Origin of the sequence: Flavobacterium bizetiae (assembly GCF_024271895.1) — a bacterium.
Lineage (GTDB): Bacteria > Bacteroidota > Bacteroidia > Flavobacteriales > Flavobacteriaceae > Flavobacterium > Flavobacterium bizetiae.
The window spans coordinates 244229-262382 of sequence record NZ_CP091861.1 but is presented as its reverse complement, the minus strand read 5'-3'; the positions used below and the strand labels follow the sequence as shown (position 1 = coordinate 262382).

Annotated in this window: 18 protein-coding genes; 8 read left to right on the top strand and 10 right to left on the bottom strand. The window is 33.0% G+C overall.

Annotated elements, in window-relative coordinates; genetic code table 11:
* Nucleotides 1-130: 130 nt before the first annotated feature.
* The 4 genes from L0669_RS01255 to L0669_RS01240 all read left to right on the top strand — a co-directional run bounded on the left by L0669_RS01255 (nt 131) and on the right by L0669_RS01240 (nt 3624).
* Nucleotides 131-745, top strand: a complete 615-nt coding sequence (locus L0669_RS01255) for a hypothetical protein (RefSeq protein ID WP_173972159.1) — start codon at nt 131-133, stop codon at nt 743-745.
* A gap of 9 nt (nt 746-754) precedes the next feature.
* The gene (locus L0669_RS01250; protein WP_065450961.1) at nt 755-1045 is read left to right on the top strand and encodes a winged helix-turn-helix domain-containing protein; all 291 of its coding nucleotides are present in this window, start codon (nt 755-757) and stop codon (nt 1043-1045) included.
* Between the two features lie 59 nt (nt 1046-1104).
* The gene (locus tag L0669_RS01245; protein ID WP_263760723.1) at nt 1105-2487 is read left to right on the top strand and encodes a DUF4153 domain-containing protein; all 1383 of its coding nucleotides are present in this window, start codon (nt 1105-1107) and stop codon (nt 2485-2487) included.
* A 210-nt stretch (nt 2488-2697) separates the two neighbouring features.
* Complete coding sequence (locus tag L0669_RS01240; RefSeq protein WP_173972156.1) at nt 2698-3624, top strand: magnesium transporter CorA family protein; 927 nt, start codon at nt 2698-2700, stop codon at nt 3622-3624.
* Between the two features lie 80 nt (nt 3625-3704).
* Here the strand turns inward: L0669_RS01240 and rluF are convergent, their stop codons facing one another.
* Nucleotides 3705-4556: a 23S rRNA pseudouridine(2604) synthase RluF gene (rluF, locus tag L0669_RS01235; RefSeq protein ID WP_263760721.1), complete on the bottom strand. Its 852-nt coding sequence runs from the start codon at nt 4554-4556 to the stop codon at nt 3705-3707.
* A gap of 141 nt (nt 4557-4697) precedes the next feature.
* Entirely contained in the window at nt 4698-5042 is a 345-nt protein-coding gene (locus tag L0669_RS01230; protein ID WP_263760719.1) for an antibiotic biosynthesis monooxygenase family protein, read from the bottom strand.
* Nucleotides 5043-5252: 210 nt separating this feature from the next.
* Between L0669_RS01230 and L0669_RS01225 the strand changes: the two genes are divergently transcribed.
* Complete coding sequence (locus tag L0669_RS01225) at nt 5253-5933, top strand: ArsR/SmtB family transcription factor (RefSeq protein WP_263760717.1); 681 nt, start codon at nt 5253-5255, stop codon at nt 5931-5933.
* Between the two features lie 194 nt (nt 5934-6127).
* Here the strand turns inward: L0669_RS01225 and L0669_RS01220 are convergent, their stop codons facing one another.
* The 3 genes from L0669_RS01220 to L0669_RS01210 all read right to left on the bottom strand — a co-directional run bounded on the left by L0669_RS01220 (nt 6128) and on the right by L0669_RS01210 (nt 9038).
* Nucleotides 6128-7000 carry an alpha/beta fold hydrolase gene (locus tag L0669_RS01220; RefSeq protein WP_263760715.1) on the bottom strand — a complete coding sequence of 291 codons (873 nt, stop codon included), beginning with the start codon at nt 6998-7000 and terminating at the stop codon, nt 6128-6130.
* A gap of 160 nt (nt 7001-7160) precedes the next feature.
* A complete protein-coding gene (locus tag L0669_RS01215) occupies nt 7161-7940 on the bottom strand; it encodes a zinc ribbon domain-containing protein (protein ID WP_173972150.1) in 780 nt (259 codons plus the stop codon).
* Between the two features lie 3 nt (nt 7941-7943).
* On the bottom strand, nt 7944-9038 hold the full coding sequence (locus L0669_RS01210) for a Nif3-like dinuclear metal center hexameric protein (protein ID WP_263760713.1): 1095 nt from the start codon (nt 9036-9038) through the stop codon (nt 7944-7946).
* 258 nt (nt 9039-9296) lie between these two features.
* On the opposite strand from L0669_RS01210, the gene L0669_RS01205 reads away from it, so the two are divergent.
* The gene (locus L0669_RS01205) at nt 9297-10121 is read left to right on the top strand and encodes a KilA-N domain-containing protein (RefSeq protein WP_482168790.1); all 825 of its coding nucleotides are present in this window, start codon (nt 9297-9299) and stop codon (nt 10119-10121) included.
* A 44-nt stretch (nt 10122-10165) separates the two neighbouring features.
* A complete protein-coding gene (gene lpxK, locus L0669_RS01200; RefSeq protein WP_263760711.1) occupies nt 10166-11188 on the top strand; it encodes a tetraacyldisaccharide 4'-kinase in 1023 nt (340 codons plus the stop codon).
* Nucleotides 11189-11196: 8 nt separating this feature from the next.
* Here the strand turns inward: lpxK and L0669_RS01195 are convergent, their stop codons facing one another.
* The 3 genes from L0669_RS01195 to lipA form a co-directional block, all read right to left on the bottom strand.
* Nucleotides 11197-13368, bottom strand: coding sequence for a tetratricopeptide repeat-containing hybrid sensor histidine kinase/response regulator (locus tag L0669_RS01195; protein WP_263760708.1), 2172 nt, complete (start codon nt 13366-13368; stop codon nt 11197-11199).
* Nucleotides 13369-13394: 26 nt separating this feature from the next.
* Nucleotides 13395-14393, bottom strand: coding sequence for a type I glyceraldehyde-3-phosphate dehydrogenase (gene gap / locus L0669_RS01190; protein ID WP_173972144.1), 999 nt, complete (start codon nt 14391-14393; stop codon nt 13395-13397).
* 93 nt (nt 14394-14486) lie between these two features.
* Nucleotides 14487-15353, bottom strand: a complete 867-nt coding sequence (gene lipA / locus L0669_RS01185; RefSeq protein WP_173972143.1) for a lipoyl synthase — start codon at nt 15351-15353, stop codon at nt 14487-14489.
* A gap of 328 nt (nt 15354-15681) precedes the next feature.
* Here lipA and L0669_RS01180 point away from each other — a divergent pair, with 328 nt between their 5' ends.
* A complete protein-coding gene (locus tag L0669_RS01180) occupies nt 15682-16560 on the top strand; it encodes a M48 family metalloprotease (protein ID WP_173972142.1) in 879 nt (292 codons plus the stop codon).
* Between the two features lie 67 nt (nt 16561-16627).
* Here L0669_RS01180 and L0669_RS01175 read toward each other — a convergent pair whose 3' ends face one another.
* Together L0669_RS01175 and L0669_RS01170 are read right to left on the bottom strand one after the other, a co-directional pair.
* On the bottom strand, nt 16628-17008 hold the full coding sequence (locus tag L0669_RS01175; RefSeq protein WP_121328953.1) for a PH domain-containing protein: 381 nt from the start codon (nt 17006-17008) through the stop codon (nt 16628-16630).
* Between the two features lie 209 nt (nt 17009-17217).
* A complete protein-coding gene (locus L0669_RS01170) occupies nt 17218-18030 on the bottom strand; it encodes an energy transducer TonB (protein WP_263760706.1) in 813 nt (270 codons plus the stop codon).
* Nucleotides 18031-18154: the final 124 nt, after the last annotated feature.

The window sequence follows — 18154 nt, the reverse complement described above, 5'->3', positions numbered from 1 at the left end:
AGGGATTACACATTTTAGATAATGTAAATCTATCTAAACGCATCGAAAAAAAATCCCAATAAAAAAATCCAATTTTTATACTTGTCAATTCAAAATAAAACATAACTTTGCAGTACAAAGTACTTTATTTATGAATCAGAAGCACCAAGAAGATTTAGCACACATTCGTTCCATGATGGAGCGCTCTTCAAGATTTATATCCTTAAGCGGACTCTCAGGAGTTTTCGCGGGCTTGTCTGCTTTAATTGGCGGCTTGTACGTTTATCAATTGTTCAAAGTAAACGGGATCGAATATTTTACTGACCAGCATATATTGTTGACAAGTAACTTGGTTTCAGAATTATTCTGGGTTGGAGTTGCAATTTTAGTTTGCGCTTTTGCTTTTGGCATATTTTTTACAATCAGAAAAAGCAAAAAATACGATCTCCCAATCTGGACATCGGCCACAAAAAATATGCTTTTCAATTTAGCCGTTCCTCTTTTGGCAGGAGGCCTATTTTGTCTGGCACTTATATACCACGAAATTTATGGTTTAGTCGCTCCGGCTACTTTAATTTTCTACGGTTTAGCACTTGTGAATGCTGAGAAATATACATTTTCAGATGTTAAGTACTTAGGATTCTGTGAATTAATTTTAGGATTTATTTCTCTTTTTTATATCGGTTATGGTTTAGTTTTTTGGATCGTAGGATTTGGTATTTTGCATATCTTGTACGGATTAATAATGTTCAAAAAATACAAATAAATCCACGCAATGGGAATCATTGATAAACTAAATAAAGATTTTGAAAGCCGTGTCAGACTGGGTATTATGTCCATTCTGATGGTCAATGAATGGGTTGATTTTACTGAGATGAAAAATCTTCTCAATATCACCGATGGTAATTTGGCGAGTCATTCCTCAGCGCTTGAAAAATCAGAATACATCGAAGTAAAAAAAGAATTCGTGGGCAAAAAGCCTAAAACCTCTTATCAGGTGACTCCTAGAGGACGTGCGGCCTTCAAAGAACACCTTTCTTACCTTGAAAAATTAATGAAATCGTAATAACTATATTTTTTTACCTAAACGCTTTGAAATACAAAGTACTTTTAAAAATTAAAATCATGAAAAAACACCAAATTATTTTAGCCAGCAGTTTGATATTTGCACTGCTTTTTTACAATGAGTCAGTAGGAGTAAACCTCGCTATTTTCGGACTAGTATTAACTGGTTTTATCTGCTATTTTTTTCAGGATCGCTTTACAGACAGATCACATTTGATTTTGGTCGTAACTTCGGTTTTGTCATGTCTTGCCTTTGCCTGGTACGGAGATTTTGCTTCTTTTCTGGCTTTGGCAATGTCAATTCTCTTTTTACAGTTTAAAACCCAGGAATCTAAACTTAAAATTATACAGATGTTTCCATTGGTATTCTTGAATGCATTTGCTTCTGTAGGTCGTATTTTTATGTTTAACCAATGGCTTCCGGAAAAGAAAATTCATAATGATTTTGCTAAAAAATTTGTTGCCTTCTTTGTTATTCCGGCAATTTTTATTGGGTTATTTTTTATCGTATATTCTTTTGGAAGTAACCATTTCTCTTCTTTATTTACAGATTATACTTTAGATATAGATATTGTTCAATTGTTATTAATAAGTATTTTGGGATTCTATATTTCTTTTAGTTTCTGGAATTATTGGGTACCGGATCTTTCATACGAGAAAAACGCAATGCTGGATAATGATTTCGATAATATAGCCGAAATCAAAAATCAAAGTACATTTTCGTTTTTAGATATTGATTTCGAGCGAAAAAGCGGCGAGATTACGCTGGTATTATTAAACATTATGCTTTTGGTATTTATTGCAACCTACAACTACGAACAATTTTTTGAAGTCGTAAAGAACCCAAATTTAAGTGCTGATACCCACGAAAGAGTAAATTCAGTAATCTTCTCGATTATTATGGCAGTAGGTTTGATATTATTCTATTTTAAAGGAGGATTCAATTTTGATAAAAATGCAGCTAATCTTAAAAAATTAGCCAAAATTTGGATCGTCTTAAACGGACTTTTAATCGTAAGTACATTCATTAAAAACTCTGAGTATATTGCAGTTCAGGGATTAACCTATAAACGATTAGGGGTTTATGCTTTTCTGATTTTAGCTATTATAGGGTTAGTTTTTGTTTTTCTAAAAATTACCAAACAAAAAACAAATGCGTATTTGGCAAATCAGATGGTATGGTATTTTTACGGAACAGTTTTATTGTGCAGTTTTGTAAATTGGGGAAATTTGATAACGAATTATAATATTTCAGTAAATAAATGTGCGGAGCCTATATTCTTGAGTAGTTTGAATTTTAATGATGAAGCCCGAAGAGAATATTTTTCTAAGAATAATTTAGACGGTGGAAATGCTGAAATTGTACGAGAAGAAATGATTCAGAATTATCAGAGTGCAGGATTTTTATCAAAAGCTTTGTATTATGAGTTTTTAAAGAAATAACAACAATTTTAAAAACCGTCTTAGAAATATAGTAAAGACGGTTTTTTAGTATTTAATTATACCTTTAAACTTTTGGTTCTAAAAAATAAAGGATACTTTTGCACCACTTAAAAAAAACTTCTCCAATGGACGATTATTATTCGTTAGTATTAAATTAAAATAGCTTTTGAATTATTTCAAAATGCTATGATAAAACCCTGCAATTTTGAAATGAAAGCCTTTTACAAAAACAACAACGGATTAATCGAGACTCAGGAATGGACTCCAAACTGCTGGATCAACATTGAATCTCCTTCAGAAACAGAAAAAAAATACTTACTCGAAGAACTTAATATTCCCGAAGCCTTTTATAATGATATTGAAGATATCGACGAAAGACCTCGTATGGAATCTGAAGATGGCTGGACTTTATTCATCATGCGTATTCCTGTAAAAAGTAATGATGTTAAACTGCCTTTTCAAACCATCCCTTTAGGATTAATATTTAAAGAAGATGTTTGCGTTACCATTAGTTTTTACGAAACAGAAATCATTTCTGATTTTGTGCAATATACCAACCGAAAAAACATTCATATAAAAGACAATTTCGATCTCGTTTTACGATTATTATTGTCCTCAAGTGTTTGGTATTTAAAGTATCTGAAACAAATCAATCAAAAGATAAAACTGGCCGAAGATAATTTAGAGAAATCAATCAAAAATGAAGAATTACAAGCGCTTTTGCAAATAGAAAAATGTCTTGTATTCTTTATCACCTCTTTAAAAGGAAACGATGTTTTGTTTCACAGAATAAAAAATTTAAAAGCAAAAAGAGAACATTTTGATCAGGATTTATTAGAAGACGTTGATATCGAGTTAAGTCAGGCACAAGACACCGCAAATATTTACAGCAACATCCTTACCGGAATGATGGATGCGTATGCTTCGGTAATTTCAAACAATATGAATAATATTATGAAGCAAATGACTTCAATTTCTATTATTTTAATGATCCCGACATTGATTGCCAGTTTGTACGGAATGAACGTACCAAACGGTTTAGAAGAAAGTAAATACGGAATTTGGATCCTTCTTTTAGTGTCCGTTATCTTATCATCTTTTGGAGTTTTTCTGTTTAAAAGAAGAAGATGGTTTTGATAAAATGATTTTTTAAAACATTATATAAAAGAAAAATCCCCTTTCGTTTCAGCGAAAGGGGATTTTTTTATAAGATCAGTTTAATAGTCTCCTTTTTTCTTAAATCTCGGATCATCCTTTGATATAAAGTTTGTTCGTCGTTTAGGAACATCATCTTTAGATAAAAAATCAGTTCTTCGTCTTGGAGCTTCAGGTTTTGGTAAACTTGCTTCTTCGGTTTTACTTGATGGTTCAATTAAGAGATTTAATTCTTTAATTTCATCATCAGTCAAATCACGATAACGACCCACCGGAACATCAAGCGAAATATTGATGATTCTGATGCGTTTAAGCGCCGTTACGTCATAACCCAGGTATTCGGTCATTCTACGAATTTGGCGGTTTAAACCCTGCGTTAAAATGATCTTAAAAGTGAATTGGCTAATTTGCTCTACTTTACATTTTTTAGTCACAGTATCCAGAATCGGAATCCCATTTCCCATACGTTGTATAAAACGTTCTGTGATAGGTTTGTTTACCGTAACCGTATATTCTTTTTCGTGATTGTTTCTGGCGCGTAAAATCTTGTTTACGATATCACCATCATTCGTCATAAAAATTAATCCTTCACTCGCCTTATCCAATCTTCCAATTGGGAAAATACGTTTAGGATAATTAATATAATCTACAATATTATTACGTACCTCAAGATTCGTTGTACATTCAATTCCAACCGGTTTGTTAAAAGCCAGGTAAACTAATTTCTCGTGTTTTTCAACGATCAGTTTTCCGTCAATACGTACTTCGTCATTTGGCGAAACTTTAGTTCCCATTTCAGGCACAACACCATTTATTGTTACGCGTCCTTCTTCAATAAGTTTATCAGCTTCACGGCGAGAACAATAACCTGTTTCACCAATAAATTTATTCAGACGTTTTAAATTCTCTTCCATACTGCAAAAGTAGGTAAAAAATCGATTTTAGAGTTTAGATTTCTGATTTTAGATTGTTGGATTATTTTGAAAACATCAACTTCTTAAATAAAAACTTAGCAACTTAGCGACTCAGAACCTTAGCAACTAAAAAGAAAACCTTTATTGATGAAATTCCGAACTATCCTCTGGAGTTTCTTTACGTTCAAACATTCCGTAGTCGCGAACCACAGTTGCAATCCTTAAATGATAATCTTTAAAAACTTCATTTCTTCCTTTTGCCTGAGCGTGACGGTGCATTTCGAGATTTCGCCATTGCTGGATACTTTCTTCATCTCTCCAGAAAGACAATGATAAAACTTTGTCAGGATCGCTAAAACTCTGAAAACGTTCTATCGAAATAAATCCGTCGATATGGTCTAATTCTGGTCGAAGGCTTGCAGCGATGTTCAGATATTCTTCTTTTTTTCCTTCGTTAGGGATTACTTCGAAAATTACAGCTATCATATTTTGTTTTTTATTTTATCGAAATCCAGATATGTTTTGGTAATCTGGTATTAATCAAGGGTTCGTATTTTATATTATTTTCTAAAAGCGTGATTGTTTTATATTCATGAAATAAAAATCATAAAACTTTACTAGGCTGATGGAATAAAGCAAAGTTATTTAACTTTACAAAAGAATACTTCATTCTGTATTTAACTATGAAAACTTAAAATGGAAGATCAATTTATAAAAGCGGCAGGATTAATTGGAGACGCCACGCGTGCAGCCATTATGTGGAAATTGCTAGACGGAAGGGCTTTTACAGCCACAGAACTTTCGGTTGCTGTAAATACATCGCCGCAAAATATGAGTATGCATTTGGGTAAACTTCTTGAAGCAAATTTACTGACTGTCGAAAAACAAGGCCGACATAAATACTACAGATTTTTTAGCAAAGAAGTGGCTTACGTTGTTGAAGCAATGGCAAACCTTATTCCGAAGCCGGAGATTTCATTAAAAAAGAAAACCGAAAATTATCCTCCAATAAAATATTGCCGAACTTGTTATGATCATTTGGCAGGTAAAATAGGAGTGGCTCTAGCCGATAGTTTAGTAGATCAAAAAATAATAATCGAAAAGAATAATTCTTTCGAAATTAGCCCTGAAGGAGAAAAATGGTTTTCAGATTTCGGAATTAATTTAGAAGAAGCCCAAAAGCAAAAACGAATATTCTTAAAACCCTGCCTTGACTGGAGCGAAAGACGAAATCATATCGCAGGATCAGTAGGGACTTTATTATTGAATAAAATGCTGGAGCAAGACTGGATCAGAAGAACCAAAGATTCTAGAGCAATTATAATAACAGGACAAGGAGAAAAGGAATTATTAAAATATTTTAAGATTGTTGTTTAGGTAATTTTAGATTGCAGATTTTAGACTTCAGATTAATAGATTTCACGCAATCTTGTCATTTCGACGAAGGAGAAATCTTCGTGAGAAACTCGACAAAGATTGGGTTTTCGTTAAGGAGTTACTTGCGAAGATTTCTCCTTCGTCGAAATGACAATACTACCGTTTTTAAGAAAAAAACGTAGTGCCTTAGTACCTTAGCTACTTAGCGTCTCAGAACCTTCAGAAAACAAAAACTCAATTACCTTTTCATACAATTCATCATCATGCATTCCGTGGCCTAAACCTTTGGTTTCGATAAACTGACTATTTTTCCAGTTACTGGCAATTTTTTTACCTTCTTCAAAAGCAACTATCTTATCAGAAGTATCGTGAGCGATAAAGCCGGCAACATTAAATTGTGAGGCAAATTTTTGTCCGGAGAAATCACTAATTTTAAAATTGAAACGATTAATGAATTTAGTTTCAAGAAGAGAAAACATTTTGGTGTTCAAACTCAACATGGCGATATAGTTGTCAATCAGGGTTTTTAAATCTGATGGAGCTCCAAGAATCACCATTTTATTAATACTTGTATTCGGGAATAAATATTGATGGTATACGCAAGCCGCGCCACCAATCGAATGGCCAATAATAATAGTAGGCTGGTATTTTTCTACCGCTTTGTTGATGAATTCAGCATAAAGCGGAATATTAAATTCCTTACCGCTGCTTTGTCCGTGAGCCGGAGCATCAATAGCAATAATAGTACTTCCGGATTTTTGAAGATGTGGTAATGTTTTTTTCCAGCGTGAAGCATTGCTTTCCCAACCGTGAACAAGAAGAATTTTGGTTTCATTCCCTTTCCAGATATACGTCTGAAAATGATGTTCGTTATGATGAAACGTTTCAGTTTCAGTATTTTTTAATATTTTGGGTAAACCTTCTTTTGGAAATCGACCAACTCTGGGCTGGCTAAAAAGAGCATAAGAAAGTTCAACAGCTTTTTGCGGGCGAACATAGCTTAAAAGGTTAATATATGACCCAACTGATTTTAATGTAATGAAACGAATTCCTTTTTTAATTCCCAAAACTTAAATTTTTTCTAAAGGTAAAAAATGTTTTGCCACAGATTAAAAGGATTAAAAAGATTTTATTCAGCGTAAGAATAATTTAATCTGTGTTAATCCTTTTAATCTGTGGCAGAAAAAAAATGCAAAAAAAAAGTCCCGATAAAATCGGGACTCGTATTTAGAATTTAGAGAACAATTGTTCCATTTTTTCTTTTTCTTCTTCAGCTAATGCACTGTCAACTAAAATTCTTCCAGAGTGCTCATCAGTAATGATTTTCTTTCTAGAAGCAATTTCTACCTGTGTTTGAGGCGGAATTGTAAAGAATGATCCTGCAGATGCACCTCTTTCGATAGATACAACAGCTAAACCGTTACGAACACTAGTTCTGATTCTAGTGTAAGCAGCTAATAATCTTTCTTCGATCTGAGCAGAATACTCAGCTGATTTCTCAGACAAGAAGATTTCTTCTTTTTGAGTTTCAGCCATGATAGCGTCTAATTCAGATTTTTTATGTTTTAAGTGCGAACTTTTAGCGTCAAGTTTTTCTTTTAGATTAGAAGTAACTTCTTTCTTATGCTCGATAGAAGCTTTCATTTCTTTGATTTGCTTTTCAGCTAATTGAATTTCTAATTCTTGAAATTCAACCTCTTTAGTCAAAGAATTAAATTCTCTGTTATTGCGAACTGATTCTTGTTGTTTTGTGTATTTTTTGATAACCTCTTTGTGCTCATCAATTGCATTTTTCTTTGCTTTGATAAGATCTTCAATAACCTCAAGTTCACTTTTCAGTTTCTCTGAACGCGTGCTTAAACCTGCAACTTCATCTTCTAAGTCTTCCACTTCTAAAGGAAGTTCACCTCTCACGTTTCTGATTTCGTCAATTCTAGAGTCAATAAGCTGTAAATCGTATATTGCTCTTAACTTGTCCTCAACACTTAATTCTTTCGTATTCGCCATATTCTATAAGTACTTAACTGGATTTGTATTTTCTTCTGATAAAATGATGGCAAAATTAAGGATTTTTTTTCGAAGATAATCAACAATATAGTTTTTTGTATAGCGTTCGCTCTCAAAATGACCAATATCGGCTAAAAGTAGTCGATTTTCGGCTTCATAAAATTGGTGGTATTTTAAATCTGCGGTCAAAAAAGCATCGGCTCCAGCCATGATGGCATTTTTTATGGCAAAACTTCCTGATCCGCCCAAAACCGCAACTTTCTTGATTTTTTTTCCTGTAAAGGCTGAATGACGAATTCCGTCAGCGATCATTTTATCTTTTACAAAAAACAGAAAATCTTTCTCATTCATTTCAGTTTCAAATTCACCAATCATTCCTAAACCAATATTCTGATGTGAGTTTTGTAAATCGTAAACTTCATAAGCTACTTCTTCGTAAATATGATTCGCAAAAAGCGCTTTCAGGATTTTAGATTGTAAATGTTTTTCGAAAACAACTTCAATTTTTATTTCAGTTCCGGTATGTAGTTTTCCTTTTTCTCCTATAACAGGATTACTGTCTTCGTTTCCTTTAAAGGTAAAAAAGCCTTCGGTATTAAAACTGCAATTGTCATAGTTGCCAATAGTTCCTGCGCCGGCTTCAAAAAGTGCATTTCGAACTTTCTCCGAATTATCCGGAGTGGTATAAGTCACTAATTTTTTAATAAAACTCTGTTTCGGAATTAAAACTTTGGTATTCGTTAAACCTAAAGCATCGCAAAATATTTTATTCACTCCAGCCGAATGATTGTCCAGAGCAGTATGAACAGCATAAATCGCAATATCATTTTTAATGGCTTTTAGAATAGCACGTTCTACATAATTTTTGCCTGTAATTTTTTTAATTCCGGAGAATAAAATCGGGTGAAAGCAAACCACCAGATTACAGTTTTTAGCAATAGCTTCTTCGATTACATTTTCTAGCGCATCGTGACAAACTAAAACTCCTGTACTTTCTGTTTCAGCATCACCTACCAAAAGGCCAACATTGTCAAAATCTTCGGCGTAAGCCAAAGGTGCCATTTCTTCGAGAACTGCTAGTATTTCTTTGATTTTCATTATTCTTTTGTTTCAGATTTCAGGTTTTATTTGTCTCAGGTTTCATGTTGTTGGGGAAAACCTGAAACTTGACACCTGAAATAAATTTATAAAACAAATTAACGAAAAATATTATACTTTGATAAAAGGAATGTACTTTACGAAGCTTTTTTCCGTTTTCGATATTTTGCAAGATTGTAATTTTCTTTTAAGGAAAGAGGTTAAAGACTATAATTTAATTCCATCGAATCAGATGGAATTAAAAAACAAACAGAAGATATGGCTAAATTGAATAAAATAGAGGTAAACGGGAATGCAATTTCATTACTTTCAAACTTAGAACAAGATTACATTTGTATTACGGATATTGCTCGTTATAAAGATCCGGAGCATATTGATGATATTATAAAAAACTGGTTACGAAATAGAAACACAATTGAACTTTTGGGTTTTTGGGAAATTTTAAATAATCCCGATTTTAAACCCGTCGAATTCGACGGGTTTAAAAAACAGGCAGGTTTGAATAGTTTTACTATGACTGCAAAAAAATGGATTGAAGCAACTAATGCTATTGGTATAATTTCTAAATCAGGAAGGTATGGTGGTACTTATGCACATAAAGATATTGCATTTGAATTTGCATCTTGGATTTCTATTGAATTTAAACTCTATATCATTAAAGAGTTTCAGCGTTTAAAAGAAGATGAAAACAAAACAAAAAATCTAGATTGGAATTTGCAAAGGACAATCTCTAAAATTAATTATAAAATACATACTGATGCGATAAAGGAAAATTTGATTCCACTAAGTTTAACCGCTGCGCAAAAGAATTTTATTTATGCCGATGAAGCTGATACGCTAAATGTGGCTATTTTTGGAAAAACTGCAAAAGAATGGCGAGCTGAAAATCCAGATCAAAAGGGTAATATCAGAGATATTGCGTCAATTGAACAGTTAGTTGTATTGTCAAATCTTGAAAGTATTAATGCTATGTTTATACAACAGGAAATAAAGCAAGTCGATAGATTGTTGAAATTGAATGAAATTGCAATTGTTCAAATGAAGTCTCTTATTAATACTAAAGCATTAGATAAATTGAAGTAATCAGTACTTTTGTGGTGGAAATTTAAATATCATACTTTCGTAAAATGAACTTACTTCGAAAAATACTTTTTCCGTTTGCTATTCTATACGGATTCATTACTTCAATCAGGAATTTTCTTTTTGATAAAGGAATTCTGAAATCAACATCTTTTGATATTCCTGTTATTGCTGTTGGAAATTTAAGCGTGGGCGGAACCGGAAAAACTCCTCAAATCGAATATTTAATACGGTTATTATCGGATCGATATAAAGTCGCTACGTTAAGCCGCGGTTATAAACGAAAATCTGAAGGTTTTGTTTTGGCAAGTTCAGGTTCTAATGCCGAAATTTTGGGAGATGAGCCTTTTCAGTTTTATCAAAAATTTCCAAACATTCAGGTTGCGGTTGATGCAGACAGAACAAACGGAATTATACAATTGCTTTCGCAGAATCAAAAGCCGCAGGTTGTTTTGTTGGATGATGCCTATCAACACCGAAAAGTAAAAGCGGGATTTTATATTTTATTGAGTTCTTACGGAGATTTATATGCAGATGATTTTATGCTGCCTGCCGGAAATTTGCGCGAAAGCAGAAGCGGAGCCAATAGAGCCAATGTTGTGATTATCACGAAATGTCCAAAAGATTTATCAGATAAAGAACAAGCAGAAATTCGCTTGAAGTTGAAACTTACTTGCTCACAACAAATTTATTTTACTTTTATAGATTACGATGATTGTATTTATGGAGAAAATGAAAAAGTTGCAGTTAATGAAATTAAAGAAGAATCGAAATTACTTCTCGCAGGAATTGCAAAACCAACGCCGTTTTTTGATTACTTAAAAAATGAAAAAGATGAATGCCTGACTTTTCCGGATCATCATAATTTCTCTGATGCCGATTTAGAATTGATTCAGTCTAAGGCTCAAAATAAAAGAATCATTACAACAGAAAAAGATTATGTACGCTTAAAAGATTCTAAACTGGCTTTGCAATTGTATTATTTACCAATAAAAAGTACGTTTATTAATCATCAGCAAAATTTTGACGCAACGATTTTAGAGTATGTCAAAATAAACTTAGAATCTTAGAGTAGAAACTAATCAAAAAACTTTGCAATAATACTGTAAAACTCATCCGGAACAAAAGGTTTTGTGATCACATCGTTCATTCCGAAAGATAAAAGCATGTCTCTGTTTTCGTCAAGCGAAATAGCCGTTAATGCAATAATTGGAGTCGTTTTGTCAAATTCCCTGATTAATTTTGTAGCTGTTGTTCCGTTGATTCCAGGCAAATGCACATCCATTAAAATCATATCGAATCGTTTTACTTTTAAAAGTTCAACGGCATCTTCACCATTGTCGATTATTTCGCAGGTAATGGCTTTGTTTTCAAGCATTTTTCGCGTAATCATCTGATTGATTTTGTTGTCTTCAATCAATAAAATCGACTTGTGTTTTAATTGTTTGTCGTTATAAGGTTTTGCTTCTTCTACCACTTCCAAAGGTTCATTGTTAATCTTAAATTTCAATTTAAAGGTAAAAGTAGAACCTTTACCAACTTCGCTTTTTAGTTTTATTTCACCTCCTAAAAGTTCAATCAGTTTCTTAACAATTGTAAGTCCTAAGCCAGTGCCGCCATATTTGCGATTGACTTCGATTGAACCTTGCGAAAAGCTTTCAAAAACAGTTTGCAGCTTGTCTTCAGGAATACCAATTCCCGTGTCTACAATTTCAAAATAAACTGTAGCGCTATCTTCGTCTTTCGTATATAATTTTGCAATTACATTTACATTACCGTTTTGCGTAAATTTTAAAGCATTGTTAATCAGGTTTAAAATTATCTGAGAAATCTTAGTAGGATCACCAATTAAATTATCCGGAATAGCCTCGTCTATTTCCAGGTTGAAATAATTTTTATTGGCAGTTGCCAGTTCTTTTAATGAGCTTTGAATATTGAATAACAGTTCTTTTAAATTAAAACTAATATTTTCTATTTCGACTTTTGTAGAATCGATTTTATTAATTTCCAGAATTTCATTGATAAATGTCGTGAGATAATTTCCTGAAAATTTTAAAGATTCTAAATATTTTAATTGTGTTTTTTTTGGATTGTCTTCAAGAAGTAAATGCGTAATTCCGTTAATGGCGTTTAATGGCGTCCGGAGTTCGTGACTTACCGTTGATAAAAATTCAGATCTGGCCTTTGATGCTTTTTCAGCTTTGTTTTTGGCTAAAATAAGTTCTTTGTTTTTTTCTCTTAAAAGTAAATTATTCTGATTTCTTATGATATTGTTTTTGTACAATGCAAGGCTTAAAAGTGATAAAATCGAAATAAGTGCAATGGCCAAAATACTGACCAATTTAGAATAACGATAGGTTTTTAGCTGAATTTTTTCTTCGCTTTCGCGTTTAATTGTATTGTTTAATGATTGATTCTTTTTGAATTTCTCAAACTCGTTAAGATCAAGTTTGGCATTTTTTATTTTTAAAATATAATTTTCTAACTGATAATGTTCGTCCAGATAAGAATAGGCGAGGTCAAAATTTTTGTTCTTTTTATAATATTGGCTTATCGCTAAAATGATTTTTGATTTCTGAGCCAGATTATTGCTTTTTGAATTGTATTCTAAAGCATTGTCGAGATAAATTATAGCAGAATCATTTCGTTTTAGCTGCGTTTCGATTAAGCCAAGTTGATAATACGCATCCGTCTTTGTTTTTAGAATATGCGGATTGTCAGGCTTTTTTGTTATTTCCTGAAATATTTTTGCGGCTAAAGGCAGATTTTGGTTTGCTTTTAATGCCAATGCCTTTTGATACTTCAAAACTTCGGCATGATCAGTCATTTTTAACTGATTCAAAAGCGATTCGGCTTTTTTGTAATAAATAGCAGCAGTTTCATAATCGCCTTTTGCAGTATTCGCTACGCCAATATAATGCAGCGCCAAAACTTTGGTACAAGTTGGTTTTACGCTGTCAAATGAGGCGACACTTTTGTGAAAGCTTTTTAAGGCTTCATCATATCGATGCTGTTTGTAGTAAATTTTGCCAAGCTTAAAAGTTTGATTGCCTAAACCTTCGTGTTGGTGATTCGATTCGCAGAAATTGATTGATTTTTGAGTATAAAAAACAGCTTCTTTGTATTTTTTATTGCCCAGATTTTTATTTACTAAGTTGTTGTAATAGGAGACACTATCTGTATTCTTTTTGGATTGAGAATACAAAAATGAATTAAAAAAACAAAAAAGAATAAAAAAGTGGTATTTCATGTAATGCAATGCTTTTACAATGAATCTTATATTTTTCTTGTACGCAAAATCAAATCAATTAATCTTGATGAATAGCCAATTTCGTTATCATACCAACCCACAACCTTTACCATTTTGTCAATAACAGAGGTTAGTTGTGCATCAAATAAACACGAATGTGTGTTGCCAATTACATCAACAGAAACGATAGGATCTTCTGTGTAATCTAATATTCCTTTTAAATTTGTTTTTGAGGCTTCTTGAAATGCTTTATTTATTTCTTCAATCGTAACAGCACGTTTTACATTAAACGTAATATCGGTCAATGAACCATCGGGAACGGGAACGCGAATTCCACAACCTCCGATTTTTTCATGCAATTTAGGAAAAATTTTTGTTAATGCCTTAGCTGCACCTGTAGTTGTTGGAACAATTGACTGACTTGCGCCTCTCGCACGGCGTAAATCCTTATGTGGCTGGTCGTGAAGACTTTGATCTGTAGTGTAAGAATGTATCGTTGTGATGTACGCTTGCTCGATTCCGCACAATTCGTCGATGATTTTTATCATCGGGGCAGCGTTATTTGTAGTACAACTTGCGTTAGAAATAATATCTTCGCTTCCGTCAAGAATATTTTCATTAACACCCAAAACAACAGTTTTGATTGTGTCAACTTCTGACGGAGCCGATAGTATTACTTTTTTAGCTCCTGCTTCAAGATGAGCATTTAACTCTTCGTGAGTTTTATATTTTCCTGTAGATTCTATTACGAAATCAATATTATGGCTTTTCCAGTCTAATTTTGAAATGCTTTTTTCGTGAAAAAACAAATAATGTTTTTCATTAACGATTATTCCTGTTTCGTCATGACTAACGATAAAGGGTAAAACTCCATGAATACTATCGTATTTTATCAAATGAGACATGGTTTTGTTATCAGCAATATCGTTGATAGCAACGACTTCAATATCAGGATGGTTTAAAAGTAAACGGAATAAATTTCTACCAATTCTTCCGAAACCATTAATAGCAATTCTTGTTTTCAATCTTTTGGTTTATTTGTTTAATCGTTTAACCGGTTAATCGTTTAGTTTATTGATATAATTAAACGATTAACCGGTTAAACGAATAATCTTTTTTTATAAAATATGTTTTTGTGCTTTGTATGAAGAGCGAACAAGGGGGCCGCTTTCTACATGACGGAAACCTAATTCAAGACCAAATTTTTCGTATCGTGCGAATTGTTCAGGCGTAATAAATTCTTTTACAGGTAAATGTTTTTTACTTGGTTGTAAATACTGACCAATTGTAACTACATCAACATTTGCATTGCGTAAATCTGTCATGGTTTGAAAAACTTCTTCTTCAGTTTCACCAAGACCTAACATGATTCCGGATTTGGTTCTGTTGATCCCCTTTTCTTTTAAGTAACGTAAAACTTCTAAACTACGATCGTATTTTGCCTGAATACGTACTTCACGAGTCAAACGACGAACCGTTTCAACGTTGTGAGATACCACTTCAGGATTTGCTTCTACAATTCGGTCTAAGTTTCTTTCCATTCCTTGAAAATCAGGAATTAAAGTTTCCAGAGTAGTATTTGGGTTCATTCTGCGAATGGCCTTTACGGTTTCAATCCAGATAATAGAACCACCATCTTTTAAATCATCTCTGTCAACACTTGTAATTACGGCGTGTTTAATGTTCATAATTTTTATAGAACGGGCAACTTTTTCAGGCTCATCCCAATCTACCGTTTCAGGTCTTCCGGTTTTTACACCGCAAAATCCGCACGAACGCGTACAAACATTTCCTAAAATCATAAATGTAGCTGTTCCTTCGCCCCAGCATTCACCCATATTTGGGCAACTTCCTGAGGTACAAATGGTGTTTAAGCTGTATTTATCTACCAAACCGCGAAGTTCAGTGTATTTTTGTCCAATTGGAAGTTTTACTTTTAACCACTTAGGTTTTCCAGTTGGTATATTTTCAATGACTGTTTCCATATATCAAAATTCAAAGTACAAAGATAATGAATGTAGTTTATTTGATGATTCGTTTAAGATTTAATTTGGTATTGATCTTTTTTTAGTTTGAAAAATTGATTTTGATGATAATTTCATGCCCATGTTAAATTATTGTGTTTAAATCATGATGCTGACACAATTGACTACTTTTTGTTTGTTTATTTGAATTTGAAGAATAATTATAGCACAACCTTGATTTTTAATCGTTTAATATTTATATCTTTATTTGTTATAAAATGAGCTTAATTGAAATAGAAAAACCTAAACATTGTAATACATTTGTTGTTAAATTGTAATAATATAAAACATGAAAAAGAAATTTATTGTATTGGGAGTTTTGTTTGCCACTTTTGGTTTTACTAAAATGAATGCGCAGATTAATTTTGGCGATAAAGCGATTGGGGCTGTTCAAAAAGGAGTTACTGGTTTTACTTTTAGTAATGCCGATGCAGCTGCACTTTCTAAAGCTGCAGTAGATAAAATGGATACTGAAAATGAAGTAGCGAGTGCAACAGATCCTTACACTTTAAGATTAAACAGAGTTTTTGGAAAATATACTGCTGGCGACGGATACACTTTAAATTATAAAGTTTATAAATTAAAAGAAGTTAATGCTTTTGCAACCGCTGACGGAAGCGTTCGTGTATATTCAGGTTTAATGGATATTATGGATGATAATGAGCTTCTTGCGGTAATCGGACACGAAATTGGTCACGTTGCTAATAATGATTCAAGAGATGCAATAAAAGCGGCTTATAAAAAAGAAGCTTTAATGGATGCTGCGGCATCGCAATCTACAAAGGTTGCAGCTGTTACAGATAGTCAGTTAGGGAAAATAGGAAGTTCTATTATTGATAGTAAATTTAGCCGTAAACAAGAAGCTGAGGCTGATTTATATTCATACAATTTTCTGAAAAAGAATGGTTATGATGTAAATGCTGAAGAATCTGCTTTTAGAATTTTGGCTAAAATGAGTGAAGGATCACAAGCGTCCTTTATCGATCAGATGATGAGTTCGCACCCGGATTCTCAACAAAGAGCTGAAGATGCTAAGAAAAGAGCAGAAAAAGATGGTTTGTATAAGCCGTATGTGCAACAAAAAATTGTAAATACTGCACCTGTAGCGACAAAAACGACAACAAAAAAAGCTACAACTACGAAAAAAACAACTGCTAAAAAGAAATAATACTTTTTGATAGAAAAATAAAACCCGATAAGTTTCTTAGAAATTTATCGGGCTTTTTATTTTAAGATTAACCTAAAACGTGAAAAGCTAATACTTTTTGTACATCGTACACGTTTACAGATTTGTTGAATTGTTTTACAATACTTGGTTGTAATTCGCTGGCAACCCAAATTTTCAACTCAGCATCAAGATCAAAAGTTCCTGCAGTTTCTACGCTAAAACGAGTGATGCTTTTGTAAGCGATAGATTTGTATTCTGTTTTGCTTCCGGTAATTCCTTGTACATCTACAAGAATTAATCGCTTGTTGGTAAAGATAAAAGTATCACGGATAAGTTTAAAACCCATTTCGATTTCTTCGTTATCAGTTAAAAGTTGTCCGTATTTTTTAAGTAAATCTTCCTGACTTACTGAACCAGCGTTGCCTAGAATAGCTGAAAATATTCCCATTTTTTAGTTTTTAATTTTGATAGATTTGATTTTCCTTTTAAGGTGTAGCAAAAGTAATTAAAATAAAAAATAATATTGATTTTCTATCATTAAGAGATTAAGAAAAATTAAGTCAAGAAGTGTACTTAAATTTCCCTAATCTCTTAATGATAAATTATAGAAGCAAAAAAAAGCAGAACCTAAGTTCTGCTTTTCTGTTTTTATTATTATTATTCTCCCTTAATTGTAATTGGAAGGTTATAGGCAGTACGAACTGGTTTTCCGTTTAAAACTCCCGGAATCCATTTTGTTTTTATTGATTTTAAAACTCTTACAGCTTCTTTACCAATGCCGTAACCAGGATCGTTTTTTACCATAATATCAGTAATAGAACCATCTCTTTCGATTACGAATGAAACATATACTTTTAATACTCTTTCAGCATCTATTTCCGGTCTGTTGAAATTGTTACCTACATAAGTATAAAACTTAGCCATTCCTCCCGGAAATTCTGGCATTTTGTCTAAAAGCGCCGGAATAACAGGTTCGTTGGTAACAGGCACAACTTCACCGCCGCCGCCAGTAGTTGGTAATACATTAGTAGTAGCAGCAGGTCCTGTTCCAGCAGGATTTTCTACTGCGACAGTATTATTTACATTAGTAGCAATTTCCGGAATTGACTGATCGACTGTAGCTACAACTGGGTGCGACAACTGAACACCAACAGGTGGGGTCGAAGCAGCGGGGCTTTGTTGTGGAGGCGCAATAGGCTCCGGTGCTACTGGTTGAACAGGAATAGGAGTCAGGTCGACAGGTGTAATAGGATCATAAGGAATTGGATCTTCTACAGGTTCTACTGTCCTGAATTTGTTAATTAACACTGATACACTTCCCAAAGCGGCTAATAAAAGCAAACCCATAAAAAGAGCAGTAATAGTGGTTTTTGAATTCTCCTGGCGTAATTGATACGCACCGTACTCTTTGTTTTTGTTTTCGAAAACAAGATTGGTCCAGCTTGCTTCGTAGATACTTGATTTAGACATGATTTATGGATTTTAAGGTTAAGTAACATTTAAATCATAAGCGGTAAGGTTTTGGGTTTAGCAAACAACGAAAGTGTTGTTGTTTTAATGTGTGGATAATTTACTTTTTTAAGAATAAAATGAA

Bases quoted from the DNA above. Each gene is read 5' to 3' on its own strand.
- L0669_RS01255 (WP_173972159.1), top strand. From the start codon at position 131: ATGAATCAGAAGCACCAAGAAGATTTAGCACACATTCGTTCCATGATG.
- L0669_RS01250 (WP_065450961.1), top strand. From the start codon at position 755: ATGGGAATCATTGATAAACTAAATAAAGATTTTGAAAGCCGTGTCAGA.
- L0669_RS01245 (WP_263760723.1), top strand. From the start codon at position 1,105: ATGAAAAAACACCAAATTATTTTAGCCAGCAGTTTGATATTTGCACTG.
- L0669_RS01240 (WP_173972156.1), top strand. From the start codon at position 2,698: ATGAAAGCCTTTTACAAAAACAACAACGGATTAATCGAGACTCAGGAA.
- rluF (WP_263760721.1), bottom strand. From the start codon at position 4,556: ATGGAAGAGAATTTAAAACGTCTGAATAAATTTATTGGTGAAACAGGT.
- L0669_RS01230 (WP_263760719.1), bottom strand. From the start codon at position 5,042: ATGATAGCTGTAATTTTCGAAGTAATCCCTAACGAAGGAAAAAAAGAA.
- L0669_RS01225 (WP_263760717.1), top strand. From the start codon at position 5,253: ATGGAAGATCAATTTATAAAAGCGGCAGGATTAATTGGAGACGCCACG.
- L0669_RS01215 (WP_173972150.1), bottom strand. From the start codon at position 7,940: ATGGCGAATACGAAAGAATTAAGTGTTGAGGACAAGTTAAGAGCAATA.
- L0669_RS01210 (WP_263760713.1), bottom strand. From the start codon at position 9,038: ATGAAAATCAAAGAAATACTAGCAGTTCTCGAAGAAATGGCACCTTTG.
- L0669_RS01205 (WP_482168790.1), top strand. From the start codon at position 9,297: ATGGCTAAATTGAATAAAATAGAGGTAAACGGGAATGCAATTTCATTA.
- lpxK (WP_263760711.1), top strand. From the start codon at position 10,166: ATGAACTTACTTCGAAAAATACTTTTTCCGTTTGCTATTCTATACGGA.
- L0669_RS01195 (WP_263760708.1), bottom strand. From the start codon at position 13,368: ATGAAATACCACTTTTTTATTCTTTTTTGTTTTTTTAATTCATTTTTG.
- lipA (WP_173972143.1), bottom strand. From the start codon at position 15,353: ATGGAAACAGTCATTGAAAATATACCAACTGGAAAACCTAAGTGGTTA.
- L0669_RS01180 (WP_173972142.1), top strand. From the start codon at position 15,682: ATGAAAAAGAAATTTATTGTATTGGGAGTTTTGTTTGCCACTTTTGGT.
- L0669_RS01175 (WP_121328953.1), bottom strand. From the start codon at position 17,008: ATGGGAATATTTTCAGCTATTCTAGGCAACGCTGGTTCAGTAAGTCAG.
- L0669_RS01170 (WP_263760706.1), bottom strand. From the start codon at position 18,030: ATGTCTAAATCAAGTATCTACGAAGCAAGCTGGACCAATCTTGTTTTC.